General features: G+C 29.3%; 14 protein-coding genes. 12 read left to right on the top strand and 2 right to left on the bottom strand.

Annotated features, from left to right (window positions below; all coding sequences use genetic code 11):
- The first annotated feature begins 244 nt into the window (after positions 1-244).
- From NT01CX_RS09150 to NT01CX_RS09130, 6 genes are all read left to right on the top strand, one after another.
- Positions 245-1975 (top strand): solute:sodium symporter family transporter, encoded by a 1731-nt coding sequence (locus NT01CX_RS09150; protein ID WP_011722784.1) that lies wholly within the window; start codon positions 245-247, stop codon positions 1973-1975.
- A gap of 43 nt (positions 1976-2018) precedes the next feature.
- On the top strand, positions 2019-3533 hold the full coding sequence (locus NT01CX_RS09145) for a sulfatase family protein (protein WP_011722783.1): 1515 nt from the start codon (positions 2019-2021) through the stop codon (positions 3531-3533).
- A gap of 423 nt (positions 3534-3956) precedes the next feature.
- Entirely contained in the window at positions 3957-5462 is a 1506-nt protein-coding gene (locus tag NT01CX_RS09140; RefSeq protein ID WP_011722782.1) for a sodium:solute symporter family protein, read from the top strand.
- 1 nt (position 5463) lies between these two features.
- Entirely contained in the window at positions 5464-5595 is a 132-nt protein-coding gene (locus NT01CX_RS12545; protein WP_011722781.1) for a hypothetical protein, read from the top strand.
- A gap of 35 nt (positions 5596-5630) precedes the next feature.
- Positions 5631-7082 carry a sulfatase-like hydrolase/transferase gene (locus NT01CX_RS09135; protein WP_011722780.1) on the top strand — a complete coding sequence of 484 codons (1452 nt, stop codon included), beginning with the start codon at positions 5631-5633 and terminating at the stop codon, positions 7080-7082.
- Between the two features lie 20 nt (positions 7083-7102).
- Positions 7103-8056, top strand: a complete 954-nt coding sequence (locus tag NT01CX_RS09130; RefSeq protein WP_011722779.1) for an N-acetylglucosamine kinase — start codon at positions 7103-7105, stop codon at positions 8054-8056.
- Positions 8057-8141: 85 nt separating this feature from the next.
- On the opposite strand, the gene NT01CX_RS09125 is transcribed toward NT01CX_RS09130, so the two are convergent.
- Both NT01CX_RS09125 and NT01CX_RS09120 read right to left on the bottom strand, forming a co-directional pair.
- The gene (locus tag NT01CX_RS09125; RefSeq protein WP_011722778.1) at positions 8142-9266 is read right to left on the bottom strand and encodes an anaerobic sulfatase maturase; all 1125 of its coding nucleotides are present in this window, start codon (positions 9264-9266) and stop codon (positions 8142-8144) included.
- A 28-nt stretch (positions 9267-9294) separates the two neighbouring features.
- Positions 9295-9615 carry a DUF202 domain-containing protein gene (locus NT01CX_RS09120; protein WP_223316948.1) on the bottom strand — a complete coding sequence of 107 codons (321 nt, stop codon included), beginning with the start codon at positions 9613-9615 and terminating at the stop codon, positions 9295-9297.
- 215 nt (positions 9616-9830) lie between these two features.
- Here NT01CX_RS09120 and NT01CX_RS09115 point away from each other — a divergent pair, with 215 nt between their 5' ends.
- The 6 genes from NT01CX_RS09115 to NT01CX_RS09090 all read left to right on the top strand — a co-directional run bounded on the left by NT01CX_RS09115 (position 9831) and on the right by NT01CX_RS09090 (position 15779).
- On the top strand, positions 9831-10559 hold the full coding sequence (locus NT01CX_RS09115) for a GntR family transcriptional regulator (RefSeq protein ID WP_039225893.1): 729 nt from the start codon (positions 9831-9833) through the stop codon (positions 10557-10559).
- Between the two features lie 93 nt (positions 10560-10652).
- Complete coding sequence (locus NT01CX_RS09110) at positions 10653-11831, top strand: SIS domain-containing protein (protein ID WP_011722775.1); 1179 nt, start codon at positions 10653-10655, stop codon at positions 11829-11831.
- 31 nt (positions 11832-11862) lie between these two features.
- Entirely contained in the window at positions 11863-13014 is a 1152-nt protein-coding gene (nagA, locus tag NT01CX_RS09105) for an N-acetylglucosamine-6-phosphate deacetylase (protein WP_011722774.1), read from the top strand.
- A gap of 24 nt (positions 13015-13038) precedes the next feature.
- Complete coding sequence (locus NT01CX_RS09100; protein WP_011722773.1) at positions 13039-13893, top strand: tagatose bisphosphate family class II aldolase; 855 nt, start codon at positions 13039-13041, stop codon at positions 13891-13893.
- 10 nt (positions 13894-13903) lie between these two features.
- Complete coding sequence (gene pfkB / locus NT01CX_RS09095) at positions 13904-14833, top strand: 1-phosphofructokinase (protein ID WP_011722772.1); 930 nt, start codon at positions 13904-13906, stop codon at positions 14831-14833.
- Positions 14834-14918: 85 nt separating this feature from the next.
- A complete protein-coding gene (locus NT01CX_RS09090; protein ID WP_011722771.1) occupies positions 14919-15779 on the top strand; it encodes an aldose 1-epimerase family protein in 861 nt (286 codons plus the stop codon).
- The last annotated feature ends 34 nt before the right edge of the window (positions 15780-15813 follow it).

Below are 15813 nucleotides of genomic sequence, written 5' to 3'. Positions count from 1 at the left end.
CTGTATTATAAAGAATAATTTATATTGACATAATTTATAAAATAAAGTAATTTATATATAATACAATATTCTAGAAAGTTGTATTTTTTTTAAAATCACTTGTACGTACAAGTGATAAGAAACGTTTCCTTAAAACTGAATATAATTTGTAAAAAAATTTTTTTACAACAACTTGTACGAACAAGTTGTTGAAGAACCTAGGTTAATGTTTATATTTATGATAGTGGAGAGAGGAGAAAATATCATGTTTTTAACTGTTAGTTCTTTTTTATTTTTTACAATTCTAGTAGCGATTATTTCTTATGTAAAAACAAAAGGTAGTGATACTACAGCTAAAGGTTATTTTTTAGCAGGAAGAGGATTATCAGCAACTGTTATTGCAAGTTCTATGGTTTTAACTAGTTTATCTACAGAACAACTAGTAGGGGTTAATGGTGATTCTTATGCATCAAATTTTTCTATAATGGCATGGACGGTAACATCTATAATACCTTTAATTATTTTAGCAGTATATCTTTTGCCTAAGTACCTTAAAGGTGGATTTACAACTATTCCTCAATTTTTTCAAGAAAGGTATGATGAAAAAACAAGAAGATTAATGTCTGTACTATTTTTAGTTGGGTACACATTTGTTATGATTCCAGGTTCATTGTACTCAGGGGCCATAGCTTTTACAAAGATATTTAATGTATCTGAGATGTTTCATTTAAGTTTTTCAGCATCCTTATGGCTTATAGTTTGGATTACAGGTATAATTGGGGGAATTTACGCAATTTTCGGTGGATTAAAGGCTGTTGCTGTATCAGATACATTAAATGGTATTGGGTTATTTATAGGAGGACTACTTATACCTATATTTGGACTTTTATTTATTGGAAAAGGTCATATAATGAACGGTTTAAATATTATTTTAACTCAGCATCCAGAGAAATTAAATGCAATTGGTTCATCAACATCATCAACACCATGGACTACAATATTCACTGGAATACTTATAGTTAACTTTTTTTACTGGAGCACAAATCAAGCTATAGTTCAAAGATCTTTAGCTGCTAAAAACTTAGCTGCTGGTCAAAAAGGAATATTAATGGCAGGAATTATGTTGCTTTTATTACCTGTTATATTAAATTTACCAGGAACTATTTCTTATATAGTATTTGGAGATACTCTTGCAAAAGCAGATTTTGCATATCCGGCGTTAGTTGCGAAAGTGCTTCCGAAATGTCTTTTAGGATTTTTTACAGCAACTATTTTAGGAGCTATATTAAGTACATTTAATTCTTTTGTAAATAGTGCAGCTACATTATTTTGTGTAGATATTTATAAGCCTAAAATAAAGCCTAATGCTACAGATGATGAAATGATTAAAATGGCTAAAATAGTGAGTACAATAATAGCTTTAATATCTATGTTTATAGCGCCATTACTTCAATATGGTACAGACGGAATATTTTTAATACTAAGAAGATTCGCAGGATTCTTTAATATTCCTATAGTAGCACTTGTATGTATTGGGTTCTTGAATAAAAATGTATCAGGAAAAGCAGCAAGAATAACTGTTTATTCTCATATAATTTTATATTATTCATTAGTTTGGGTATTTAAAGTTAAATTAAACTTTACTCATGTAATGGGAGCATTATTTGTATTTGATGTGCTACTAATGTTAACGTTATCATTAAAGTTTAAAAGAAGTGTACCATATGTTCCAAACAAAGTTAACAAATCCAATGTAGATTTACACTACTGGAAATATTCTATACTTACAGGATTATTACTAGCATTTTCATTAATATATATGTATGGTGTTTTATCACCAATAGGAATAGCAACTAAAAATCCTACTGGCAAGTTTAAGATATATTCATTAATTTATTGGTGTGTATGTATAGTATTTTCTTTAATATGTCACAAGAAATTTGTTAGTAGCTGTATAAGAAAGAATAAAAATAAAGTTTCACAAATGGCTGAATAAATAGGCCTTTTAAATATAAATGACATAATTATGAGGTGAGAATATGAAAAAGAAAAATATACTTTTAATTACTAGTGATCAGCAACATTGGAATACTATAGGGGCTTTTAACAAGGAAATAAAAACACCTAATTTAGATAGACTGGTTAAAGAAGGCACAACATTTTCAAGAGCATATTGTCCAAACCCTACTTGTACACCAACAAGATGTACTATGATAACAGGACTTTATCCAAGTCAACATGGTGGATGGTCACTTGGAACAAAGATGCCTGAAAATACTCAAACTATAGGTAATATACTGCAAGATAATGATTATAGAACTGCACTAGTTGGAAAGGCTCATTTTCAACATAATCTTCAAAATGAAAAATATCCATCTCTAGAGGCAATGCCAATTCTTCATGATTTAGATTTTTGGAGAAAGTTTGATGAAGAATTTTATGGATTTGAACATGTAGAATTAACTAGAAATCATACAGTAGAATTTTTAGTTGGACAACACTATGCTATTTGGATGGAGGATAATGGACTTAAAAATTGGAAAGATTATTTTCAACCTCCAATAGGAAATTTAGATCCAAAAGCAAAAAGAGTGTGGGAAATACCAGAAAAATACCATTATGACAATTGGATTGCTGAAAGAACAAATGCGTTATTAGAGCAATATAAGGAAAATGATGAAAACTTCTTCTTATGGTCTAGTTTCTTTGATCCACATCCACCATATTTTGTACCAGAACCATGGGCTTCAATGTATAATCCAGATGATATTACATTGCCACATTATTTAGGGGGAGAACATTTAACTACGTCACCTATACTAAAAAAGACTCAAGAAGAGAATCCTGATTTTTCACAGTATTATGAGCCAAAGGATAAGAATTGGTTGCATGGATGTCATTCACATCTGCAAGATAAGGAAGAATTAAAAAAGGATATAGCTATATATTATGGAATGATTAGCATGATGGACCATTATATAGGAAAGATATTAGATAAGTTAGAGGAACTTGGAATGGCTGAAGATACAATTGTAGTATTTACAAGTGATCATGGACATTTCTTTGGACAACATAATCTTATAGCTAAAGGGCCATTTCATTATGAAGATATGATAAAAATACCATTTATAGTTAGAGAACCAGGAGTTATACCAGCAAATAAAGTTAATAATTCACTTCAATCACTTGTGGATTTAACTCCTACACTTTTAAGTAAAGTAGGTATTGAAGTACCAAGGACTATGGCAGGAAAAGATGAAAGTAGTGTATGGAATGGTGAAAAAGATTTTTTAAGAACTTATGTAACTTGTGAAAATCAACATACGGAAACTACTGTTAATTTAAGAACTTTAGTAAATGACAGATACAAACTAACTGTATATTATAATAGAGAGCACGGTGAATTATACGATTTAGAAAAAGATCCAAATGAATTCAATAATCTATGGAATAATCCTAATTATTCTGGTTTAAAATCACGAATGCTATTGGAATTTATGTGGGCAGAAATGGATAAAGTGCCACTTTGGATGCCTAGAGTAAGCCTTGCATAAATAACAAAAATAATAATAATTACATAATTGTAAAAAAATATTTGACAAGTTAGACAATTAGATTTAATATATAAGTATAAAAATATGTAGCAATAAGGTTACTTACAATGTGGTAATAACAACATTATAAGTAACCCTATATAACTTGTTAAATAAATGATTAATTAATAATCATTTTATTTTTAAATGAACTGGTAATGACAACATTATAACATTGAGCGAAATATAAAATTATGTATTGTCTGTATCAATATTATCACCATTTAAATATAGCTTGACTTGTAATGATGTCATTACTAAATTTTCAATGGCAATATTAGTGTAAAGGTTTACTGGGGTTTAAAAACTAAATAAGGGGTGTGATATTAACTAATAAAATTTTAAGTTATTTAAAGTTATTATTTTTAGAAAGGGGAAAAATGCATGGCAACAAATTTTTTGTGGAAAATTGATGGTACCATTGTTGGAGGATATATCCTTATTACATTGATTGTAGGATTATTAATACGAAAATATGTAAATAACGTTGATGATTATTTATTGGCGGGCAGGGAAGTTGACTTATATGCAGGAATGGCATCTTTAGCAGCAACTGAATTTGGAATAATAACATGCATGTCAGCATCTCAATTGGGTGTTAAATATGGATTTTCAGGAGCTTTAGTAGGTATATTGTTTGCAACTGTAATGGTTATTGTAGGTAAAACAGGGTTTTGTATAAATCCATTAAGAAATGCAGGTGTTGTTACAATACCGGAATTCTTTGAAAAGAAATTTGGCTCAAGAGTTAGGTGGGCAAGTGGAGTTGTAATAGTTCTTGGAGGACTTTTAAATATGGGAGTATTTTTGAGAACTGGTGGAGAATTTTTAGTTTATACGGTGGGGTTAAATCCTAAGTATTTAGAAATAACTATGACAATATTATTGCTTGTAGTAGCAGTATATACAGTTTTAGGTGGAATGTTATCTGTTATTGTAACAGATTATATGCAATTTATATTAATGAGTATTGGACTAATTATAGTTACTATAACAATTATTTTCAAAGTGGGCTGGGGTAATATAATAAATGCAGCTTATGCACATAATGGGGCTGGAGCCTTTAATCCATTTGTAAATGAAGGTCTGGGATGGAAATATGTATTATATACACTTCTATCAGTTTCAGCTACAGTTCTAACTTGGCAAACAATGGTGTCACGTGTACTTTCAGCTAAAAGCACTAAAGTAGCACAAAAAATGTATACAAGAACAAGTTTCTTCTATGTAGCACGTTCAATTATACCAGTGGTATGGGGTATTTCAGCACTTGTAGTATTATCTCCAAGTGAGCTTGCAGGTAATCCATTACATGCTATGCCTAAAATGCTTGCGAAAGTATTACCAACAGGATTAATTGGAATTTTATTAGCAGCTATGCTTGCTGCAGACATGTCTACTGATTCATCATATTTACTTGGATGGGCAAGTGTAATTTATAACGATATATTGGTTTTAATTCACAAAAATTCTTGGGAACAGAAAAAAGCTATATTAGTTAATAGAGTGCTTGTAGCAGCAATAGGAATTTTCTTATTAATATATGGTCTATGGTATCCATTAAAATCTGATTTATGGGTATACATGACTTTAACTGCAACAATATATTCGGTAAGTGTATCTACACTTTTAATAGCGGCTTGTTATTGGAAAAAAGCAAATAGTTGGGGAGCTTATGCGGCTATAATATGTGGGGCAATTTGTCCAGTAGCATTTTTAGTATTGCAACAAGTACCAGCAACTACAGCTTTAGCAGAATCTATTGGACCATATATTTCAGGAATAGCTGGATTTGTATGTGCATGGATAGGAATGATTGTAGGATCAGTATTAAAGAATAAATTAGCACCAAGTAATCCCAAAAATACTTCTGTTAAGGAGGCCATATAAAATGAGAATGTTTTGGACTATATTAACAGCTGTAGCATTGATATGGTATGTATTTACAACATTAATTGTAGGAGTAAAAGGATATCAAGATTTAAGAAAAATGCTTGGAACAATATCATCAAGAAATAATTAATAGAAGAAATAATTAATAGATTGGAGTGTATAGGTATGAATAACAACAAGATTAATGTAATTTCTATTATTACTGATGATCAAGGATATTGGTCTATGGGATGCTATGGAAATCACGATGCTATAACACCTACTTTAGACAGTCTTGCAAATAATGGTATAAGATTTGAAAACTTCTTTTGTGTATCTCCAGTATGTTCTCCAGCTAGGGCATCTATTTATACAGGACGAATACCATCGCAACACGGTATTCATGATTGGCTTGATGAATGGAATAATGGATATACTACCGAAGAATATTTAAAAGGGCAATCAACATTTGTAGATATATTGGCTAAGAATGGTTATGAGTGTGCTATGAGTGGTAAATGGCACTTAGGGGTTGCAGATAAACCACAAAATGGATTTAAGTATTGGTATTCACATCAAAAAGGGGGTGGACCTTATTATGGAGCGCCAATGTATAAAGATGGAACACTTATACACGAAGAAAGATATGTAACAGACGTTATGACTGATTATGGATTAGAATTTATAGAGAAACAAAGAGATAGTGATAATCCATTTTATTTAAGTTTAAATTATACAGCACCTCATGCACCATGGAGTCCAGAAAATCATCCAAAGGAGTTACTAGATTTATATAAAGACTGTGAGTTTAAATCTTGTCCTAAGGATGGTAAAAATGATTGGAGTATAGACTATATATTTCCCAAAACAGAAGATGAGAGAAGAGAAGTTTTAAGAGGATATTTTGCTGCATTAACTTCTGTGGATAATAATATAAAAAGAGTTATAGACAAGCTTAAAGAAATGGGAGTATTAGAAAATACATTGATTATATTTACTAGTGATAATGGAATGAATATGGGTCATCATGGAATATTCGGAAAAGGAAATGGAACAAGCCCTGTTAATATGTTTGATACTTCTGTAAAAATTCCTTGTTTTATTACTAAAATAGGAGATATTAAGCCACAAGTTTCAACTGATTTACTTAGTCATTATGATATTAGACCAACTTTAATGGAATATCTAGGCATAGAAGATGAAATTGATGAAGGGGTAAAATTACCAGGAAGAAGTTTTGCTTCATTATTAAGAGGAGAAAAGTTAGAAAGAGATGATAATGAAGTAGTTATATATGATGAATATGGTCCTGCAAGAATGATTAGGACTAAAGAGTGGAAGTATGTTCATAGATATCCAGCAGGTCCTCACGAATTATATGATTTAGTTAATGATCCAGATGAAAAAATTAATCTTATAGATGATGAGGATAAGAAGGATATTGTAAAAGAATTAAGATATAGACTTAAAAGATGGTTTATACAATATGTAAATCCAGAAATAGATGGAGCTAAGCTACCTGTATTTGGAGGTGGTCAAGCTGGGCTTGCTGGACTTTGGGGAAAAGATGAGGCAACTTTTAAGAGATATGATTCAGATTTTATATTTAGTTGTGATAGAAAACTAAATAATGATTAATTGTGATATAAGGAGGAGTTATGTATTATTTAGGAATAGATGGAGGCGGCACAAAAACTGCATTCGTTTTAATTAATAATAAAGGTAATATATTGGCTGAAATAGAAAAAAGCACATGTCATCATATGCAAGTAGGATTAGATGGATTTGAAAGAGTTATAAAAGAAGGGCTTAAAGATATTTTAAATATTGTAAGAATATGTAGTATAGATATAGAGTATACGTTTCTAGGTATTCCGGGATATGGAGAAGTCGAGAAGGATGATAAATCTATAGAAGAAATTTTAAAAAGAATATTTAAAAATGATAGGTTTACTATAGGTAATGATGTTGTAGCTGGATGGGCAGGAAGTCTTGCATGCAAAGAAGGAATTAATTTAGTTGCAGGCACAGGAAGTATAGCATATGGAGTAAATGAAAAAGGAGAATCTGAAAGATCTGGTGGATGGGGTTATTTTTGTGGGGATGAAGGCTCTGCACATTGGATTGCTAAAAAGGGAATTGAAGTTTTTACAAAACAATCAGATGGAAGACTTAAAAAAGGACAATTGTACAATGTATTTAAGAAAAAATTAGATTTAAAGAAAGATTTTGATTTGATAACTTTAATACATGATAAATATAAATTTTCTAGAACAGAAGTTGCAAAGATAGCTATGCTTGTTGGTGAGGCTGCTGAACTTGGAGATGAAAAAGCTATACAAATTTATAAAGAGGCAGCAGAGGAATTTTATTTAATGATAAAAGCAGTAATGGATAAACTAAATTATAAAAATAAGATAGTAATTTCATATAGTGGTGGAGTTTTTAAAGCAGGAGATAATGTTTTAAATCCCCTTAAAGAAAAATTAAAGAATATAAATTGTGACATAAAAAATCCAATTTTAGCTCCTGGTGTTGGCTCAGCTCTTTATGCATATAAGTTAGCAGGTAATGAAATTACAGATAGTATAATAGATAATTTAAAAAAATAATTTAACTTGCATAAGGATGAAACCACAAAATGCTACTGATATTTAATTTATCAGTAGCATTTTTTATAAAATGTAATCAATATTTTTAGTGTTGTCTATAAGCTAGCGTTTTGGCCACATACGTTAATTTAGAAATGTTTTTTTCAAAGAAACTTTTAAAAGATTCACAAAATATATTATCATTAGTTCCATTTGGAAAATTAGGTTCTTTATTTCTTCTACATCCACTTCTACATAATGGATACCAGTTGCAATTTTTACATTTCACATCATGATTTAAAGATGAATCTATAAAATTTTTAGTTACATTTGAATTAAAGAGTTCAGAAAAAGTTTTTTCTTCAATATAACCTATTTTATATTCATCGAGTACATAAAAATCACAAGGATAAACACTTCCATCACTTTCTATTACGAATTCACAAGAGCAAAAACCATTCATACAACAAGATTTAGGATTGTTTCCTAAAAGTATTGATAATAAATCATCAAAATATCGTATGCTTACAAATCTACCATCTAAAAAATCTTTAAACCATAAATCAAATAATTTATTTAAAAATGTTTCATAATCTTTAGGATTAAGTGAATATGGATGACTTTCTCGAGGATCATTTATTGGGTCAAGACAAGGAATAAATTGAAGAAATCTAAAATCTTGTTTTTTGAAAAACTTATAAATTTTATCTATATGTCTTGAGGTGTTTTTATTTACAACAGTAAGTATATTATATTCAACCTTATATCTATTTAAGATTTTTATATTAGTCATTATTTTATTAAAAGATCCTTTTTTATTTGCATCTAATCTGTATTTATCATGAATTTCTTTTGTTCCATCTAAAGAAATTCCAACTAAAAAGTTATTTTCTTTAAAAAACTTTGCCCAATCTTCATTTATAGTTGTTCCATTAGTTTGAATGCTATAGAAAACGTTTATATTACGTGTATTATATTTTTTAACAAAGTTTATAAACTCTCTATAAAAGTCAATACCTACTAATGTAGGTTCTCCTCCTTGAAAAGCAAAGGTACAGTTTTGTTCTGCTTCATTAAAAGCCCTTTTTACTATAGTTTCCAATAGATTAAGTTTCATCATTCCAAAAGATTTAATTTCTCTATTATTACAAATATCATAGTAAAAGCAGTAAGTGCATCTTAAATTACAATTACTAGATGCAGGTTTAATTAGCATAGACAATGATTTCATAGTATTTTCAACACCTTACATATTGGATTTATTGTATTTTATATTCATCAGAAATATATTTTATATGCTTTAAATTTTTACTAATTTTAATAAATGTTTTTACTCCATGTATGCCTATAATAGTTCCTAAAATTATAAATATACATCCTACAATGTGTAGAACTGTGCTTTTAGGAACTTTAACTAAGGTACATCCAGCAACAATTAAACTTAAGAAGGTTCTAAGATAAGATAGAAATGTTCTTTCGTTTGCAAGAATAGTTCTATCTGTTGCTAAAAGGTCTCTTAGGATTAATTCATCTTTTTTAAAACTGAAAACTTTTTTTTCTTTTTTATTCAAAGGGATCACTCCTTAATATGCTTAATGAAGTGGCAGTACTTAGATATTTAAGGCTTGAAGTGAAAAATAAATCTTGAAAGTATATTAACATAAATTCACATAAAAGTAAAACCATTTTATCCATAAAAATGAAAAACAGTAATTGACAACAAAATTATAATGTGATAGACTTTAAATTAAGTGGTATGTACAACATGATAAGATAACAAGAAGGTTGGATGAAAATGTTGGAAGTAAACAAAAAAAGTTGTGTACCTTTGTATTATCAACTAATGAATGTAATACTTGAAAAAATCGAACTTGGAATTTTGCAAGAACATGATAAACTTCCTTCAGAAAGAGAGCTATGCGAACAATATGATATTAGCCGTTCTACAGTAAGACAGACTATGCAAGAATTAGAGAACAATGGTTATGTTTATAGGGAACATGGAAAAGGAACTTTTGTTTCATCTCAAGCTGTAAAACAAGATTTACTTAAGTTTTATAGTTTTACTGAAGAAATGAAGAAGATAGGTAAAGTACCAAAGTCTATTGTTATGAGTTTTGAAGTTGTTAAAACTTCTGAAAGTATTGCTGAAAAGCTAAAGTGCAATAGTGAGGATGATGTATACAAAGTAGTAAGATTGAGGCTTGCAGATGATAATCCTATGATGTATGAAACAACATATTTACCTGTTAAAAGATTTCCTGGACTTACAAAGGAACATTTAGAAGCAAATTCTATGTATGATGTATTTAAGAAGATGTATGGAGTACATTTTACTAAGGCCGAGGAAACATTTAGACCTGTTCATATGAAAAATCATGAAGCTAAAATGTTAAAAGCGGATGTAAAGATTCCAAGTATGATGATTGAAAGGTACACATTTGAGAACAGTACTATTATTGAGTATACTGTAGATATTGCAAGAGGAGATCGTTTTGAATATCGAGTAGTATTACAAAAATAATTAAAGAGTCATAAAAAAATAAAAATAATTTTTTTTAACATAACTGGTAATGACAACACAACAACATTATCAATGAATTAGGGGGGACAATAAATGAAAAATTTATTAGGTTATAGTGAGGATTATTTAAAGGAAAGAAAGGGTTATATAACAGCTAAGGAAATTTGTAATCAACCTAAGTTATGGAGAGAAACTTATGAAATTATTTTAAGTCAAAGGGAAAAATTAAAATCTTTTTTAGATAACTTTGCAAAGAAGCCTAACGCTAAAATAGTTATTACAGGTGCTGGAAGTTCTGCATTTGTTGGCAATAGTGTAGTTAGTTATTTAAATGCTAAAGAAAATATAAAAATAGAAGCTATAGCAACAACAGATATAGTATCTCATCCATTTTACTATTTAAAAAAAGATGAGCCGACATTATTAATTTCTTGTGCTCGTTCAGGAAATAGTCCAGAAAGTACAGCAGCAGTAACACTTGCAGAAAAAATAGTAGATGATATAAGTCACTTAATTATTACGTGTAATTCAGAAGGAAAACTTGCTTTACATGCAAAGAGAAATTATAACAGCTTCTTATTATTAATGCCTGAGGAATCTAATGATAAGGGATTTGCAATGACTGGAAGTTTTAGTACTATGCTTCTTTCTTGTTTATTGATTTTTAATTTAGATAAATTAGAGTCTATAGGAAAACAGATAGAAAGTATAAGTATGCAAGGAGAAAAGGTTTTAGTTAATAATGTAGAATTAATGAAAAAAATAGTTGGAGAAAAGTTTAAGCGAACAGTATATCTTGGAGCTGCAAATGCTTTTGGACTTGCAAAAGAGTCAGCATTAAAAGTGTTAGAACTTACAGCAGGTAAGATTGCAACCTTATATGATACACCACTTGGATTTAGACACGGACCAAAATCCATCATTGATGATGAAACATTGATAGTTATATTCTTCTCAAATGATACCTATGCAAGAGAATATGAATATGACTTATTAAAAGAAGTATATTCTCAAAATGGAAATCATAAGGTACTTGCTATTTCAGAATATGAGGATAAATTAATAGAAGATAATTCAGATTATTTTATAGCTATTAATAAAGAAGAACAAGAATATGAAGATGATAGCTTTTTGAGTTTGGATTATTTATTAAATGCCCAAATGTATGCATTTATAAATTCAATGGAACTTGGAATAGGACCTGATAATCCATGCCCAACAGGAGAAGTAAACAGAGTTGTTAAAGGAGTAATTATTCACGATTATAGATAAAAATCTAAATCAATACATGAAGGTGTTATAGATGAGATATGTAATTAAATGCAAAGAAGTAATTTTAGAAAATGATATAAAAGATAATATTTGTATATTAGTAGAAAATGGACTCATCAAAGATATAAATGAAAATATTAAGTGTGATCATGTTGTGGATTTAAGTAAATATACTTTGATTCCTGGACTTATAGATATGCATTTTCATGGTTCTATGGGATATGACACAATGGATTCTTCTTACGAGGCCATTAATGAAATTTCTAAATATTTGGCAAGAACAGGAGTAACCTCTTTTTTACCTACTACAATTACTGCACCTATGGAAAAAATAGAAAAGGCTATAGAAAATGTTGCAGATTCAATGAAAAAGGGTGTAGAAGGTGCTGAAATTTTGGGAACTTATTTAGAAGGACCATATCTAACACCTGAACACAATGGAGCTCATCCAGTAGAACTAATGAGGGAGCTTGATGTAGAAGAGTTAAAAAATATATTAAAAATTTCTAAAAATACAATAAGGGTTGTAGCAATGGCTCCAGAAAAAGAAGGTGCAAAGGAAAGCATTGAATTTTTGAAAAGTCAAGGAGTTAAGGTTTCACTTGGACACACTAATGCTACTTATGAGGAAACAATGAATGCATTTGAGGCAGGGGCTTCCATTGGGGTTCATACTTTTAATGGAATGAGAGGTATCCATCACAGAGAACCAGGAGTTGTAGGCGCAATAATGAAACATCAAGATGTTATAGGAGAACTAATTGCAGATACAATTCATGTAAGTCCAATTGCTATGGAAATACTTTATAAGATAAAGGGGTTTGATGGCATTTGTCTTATAAGTGATTGCATGAGAGCAGGTGGATTAAAAGATGGAAAGTATATGTTAGGTGAACTTGAAGTAAGCGTTAACAATGGAATTGCAAGAGCTGATTCAGGATCTCTTGCTGGAAGTACATTAAAGCTTATGAATGGAATAAAAAATATTATGAATTCTACAGGAATTCAATTTCATAAAGCGCTTCAAATGGCTACTCGTACTCCAGCAAAAGCACTTGGAATGTACGATACTATAGGAAGCATTAAGGTTGGTAAAAAAGCAAATTTAGTAGCAATTGACAGAGAATATAATGTAAAAACTACTATAGTTAATGGAAAAATTGTATTTAAAAATATAGATTAGTTTATATTAAGGGGAGGAATTTACATGTTTATTGTATCAACTAAACAAATGATTTTAGATGCGCAAAAAGGAAATTATGCTATACCAGCGTTTAATATACACAACCTTGAAACTATACAAGTAGTTGTAGAAACTGCAAATGAAATGAAATCACCAGTTATTTTAGCTGCAACTCCAGGAACAATTGATTTTGCTAAAAAGGATTATTTGCTAAGTATAATAGCTACAGCAGCTAATAACTCAGATGTGCCTATAGCATTTCATTTAGATCATCATAAAGATTTTAATATGATAAAAGAAGCTATAGATTTGGGTTGCAAATCAGTTATGATTGATGCATCGGATTTACCTTATGAAGAGAATATAAAAAAAGTACAACAGGTCGTTAGATATGCTCATAAACGTGATGTAACAGTAGAAGCTGAACTTGGAAATTTAGTTGGACAAGAAGATGATTTAATTGTAGAAGAAGGAAAATCTCAATTAACAGATCCAGCTATGGCAAAAGATTTTGCAAAGAGAACAGGAATAGATACTTTAGCAGTAGCAATTGGAACAGCTCATGGAGTATATAAATCTGAACCAAAACTTGATTATGAAAGACTTAAAGCAATTAGAGAAGTTGTTGATATACCATTAGTGTTACATGGAGCAAGTGGTGTACCAGCTGAGAGTGTAAAAAAATGTATTGAGCTTGGAATATGTAAGGTAAATATAGCAACAGAATTAAAAATACCATTTTCAAATGCAATGAAAGAATACTTTAAAGAACATCCAGAGGCTAATGATCCTAGAAAGTATTTTATGCCAGCAAAAGAAGCTATGAAAAAAGTTGTAGTGGATAAAATTCGTATGTGTAATAGCTTTAATAGAGCGTAGGTGATATTTAATGATAGGAATTATTACACTAAATCCATCTGTAGATAGAAGATATATGATAGAAGATTTAAATCCTAATTTTGTTCACAGGTGTGAAGATTATTCATTTACAGCAGGTGGAAAAGGTTTGAATGTAGCTAGAGTTGCAAAACAATTAAAACAAGATTCCATATGTTTAGGTTTTTTAGGTGGGTTTTCTGGAAAGTTTATTGAAAGTAAGCTAAATGAATTAAATATAGAAAATGATTTTAGTTGGATAAGTGGAGAAACAAGAACATGTCTTAGTTTAATAGCTGAGGGACAGGATCAAGTTGAAGTACTAGAAAAAGGTCCTACTATTAATGAAAAAGAATTAGAAGACTTTAAGATAAAGTTTGAAAAATTATTAGATAAGGTTAATTTAATTGTTGCATCAGGAAGTCTGCCAAAGGGAATCAATAAAAACTTTTATAATGAATTAATTAAAATGGCAAGAGAAAAGGGAAAAAAATTTATTCTTGATGCTAGTGGAGAAACTCTTATAGAAGGCATAAAAGCTGGACCGTTTCTTGTAAAACCCAATAAAGAGGAACTTGAGGGAATAACTAAAAGAAAAATACAGAGTTTAGAAGATATTATAGAAGCATCAAAACAATTAGTAAGTATAGGAACTGAAAATGTAGCTGTATCATTAGGCTCAAAGGGAATGTTATTCGTATCTAAAGATAGTGTATATAGAGTAAAAGTTCCTAAAATAGAAGCTATAAATGCAGTTGGTTCAGGAGATAGTACTGTAGCTGGATTTGCAACTGGATTTGCTAGAAATTATGAAATTGAAAAGGTATTAAAATTAGCCAATGCTTGTGGAGTATCAAATACAATGGAAAAAGAAACAGGAGTAATTAGAGAAGATAAAATTAATGCTATAATAGATAGCATCTTAATAGAGAAACTATCTTAAAAATACAATTTTATAATCCCACTTATAGAGAAAATTAACTATCCCATGGTTAATTTTCTCTATATAATAATGAAAGGTGAAAAAGATGATAAATATTATAGAAAATAAATTTTTAAGAGTAGCCGTAAAAACTCATGGAGCAGAACTGTGTAGCTTAAAATCATTAAAAACAAATAAAGAATATATCTGGCAAGCTGATGAGAAATATTGGAATAAACATGCACCTATTTTATTTCCTATAATAGGATTTTTAAAAGATGATGAATATGAATACAATAATAAAATATATAATTTAAATAAGCATGGATTTGCAAGAGATTCAGGTTTTAAATTAATCAATAAGAAAAAAGAAAAATTAGTATATTTACTTGAATACAATGAGGATACTTTAAAAAAATATCCGTTTAAATTTCAGCTATATGTGAATTATATTTTAGAAAATAGTAAACTAAAAATAGTTTATGAAGTTGTAAATAAAGATAATAAAGAAATTTATTTTTCAATAGGAGGACATCCTGCTTTTAATTGTGATATGGAAAATAAAAGACAATATATACAATTTGAAAAAGATGAAAGCCTAAATACGTATCTGTTAAATCTAGAAACAGGACTTTTAGAACATGATAAAAAAACAATATTAAAGAATAAAAATATATTGCCTTTAGAATATGACTTATTTAATCAGGATACATTGGTATTTGAAAATATTAATTCAGATTCACTATATATAATGGATAGGGATGAAGAAGAAAATTTAAAAATAACAATTAAAAAATTCCCATATATGACATTATGGAGTCCTAAAGCACCATTTATTTGTATTGAACCGTGGTATGGTATTCCGGATTTTATTGATTCAAAAAATAAAATTGAAGATAAAATAGGTATAAACAAATTAGAAGTTGAAAAAATATTTAAGTGCAATTATGATGTAGAAATCATATAAAGAATAGTGGATTATATTAAAAATATGCTAAAAT

The organism is Clostridium novyi NT, assembly GCF_000014125.1.
Classification (GTDB): Bacteria; Bacillota; Clostridia; order Clostridiales; family Clostridiaceae; genus Clostridium_H; species Clostridium_H novyi.
Note: the sequence above shows the minus strand (reverse complement) of the source record. Positions and strands in the feature narration are given on the sequence as shown.

Excerpts from the sequence above, each read along its gene's own strand:
- NT01CX_RS09150 (WP_011722784.1), top strand. The coding sequence starts at position 245 with ATGTTTTTAACTGTTAGTTCTTTTTTATTTTTTACAATTCTAGTAGCG.
- NT01CX_RS09145 (WP_011722783.1), top strand. The coding sequence starts at position 2,019 with ATGAAAAAGAAAAATATACTTTTAATTACTAGTGATCAGCAACATTGG.
- NT01CX_RS09140 (WP_011722782.1), top strand. The coding sequence starts at position 3,957 with ATGGCAACAAATTTTTTGTGGAAAATTGATGGTACCATTGTTGGAGGA.
- NT01CX_RS12545 (WP_011722781.1), top strand. The coding sequence starts at position 5,464 with ATGAGAATGTTTTGGACTATATTAACAGCTGTAGCATTGATATGGTAT.
- NT01CX_RS09135 (WP_011722780.1), top strand. The coding sequence starts at position 5,631 with ATGAATAACAACAAGATTAATGTAATTTCTATTATTACTGATGATCAA.
- NT01CX_RS09130 (WP_011722779.1), top strand. The coding sequence starts at position 7,103 with ATGTATTATTTAGGAATAGATGGAGGCGGCACAAAAACTGCATTCGTT.
- NT01CX_RS09125 (WP_011722778.1), bottom strand. The coding sequence starts at position 9,266 with ATGAAATCATTGTCTATGCTAATTAAACCTGCATCTAGTAATTGTAAT.
- NT01CX_RS09115 (WP_039225893.1), top strand. The coding sequence starts at position 9,831 with ATGTTGGAAGTAAACAAAAAAAGTTGTGTACCTTTGTATTATCAACTA.
- NT01CX_RS09110 (WP_011722775.1), top strand. The coding sequence starts at position 10,653 with ATGAAAAATTTATTAGGTTATAGTGAGGATTATTTAAAGGAAAGAAAG.
- nagA (WP_011722774.1), top strand. The coding sequence starts at position 11,863 with ATGAGATATGTAATTAAATGCAAAGAAGTAATTTTAGAAAATGATATA.
- NT01CX_RS09100 (WP_011722773.1), top strand. The coding sequence starts at position 13,039 with ATGTTTATTGTATCAACTAAACAAATGATTTTAGATGCGCAAAAAGGA.
- pfkB (WP_011722772.1), top strand. The coding sequence starts at position 13,904 with ATGATAGGAATTATTACACTAAATCCATCTGTAGATAGAAGATATATG.
- NT01CX_RS09090 (WP_011722771.1), top strand. The coding sequence starts at position 14,919 with ATGATAAATATTATAGAAAATAAATTTTTAAGAGTAGCCGTAAAAACT.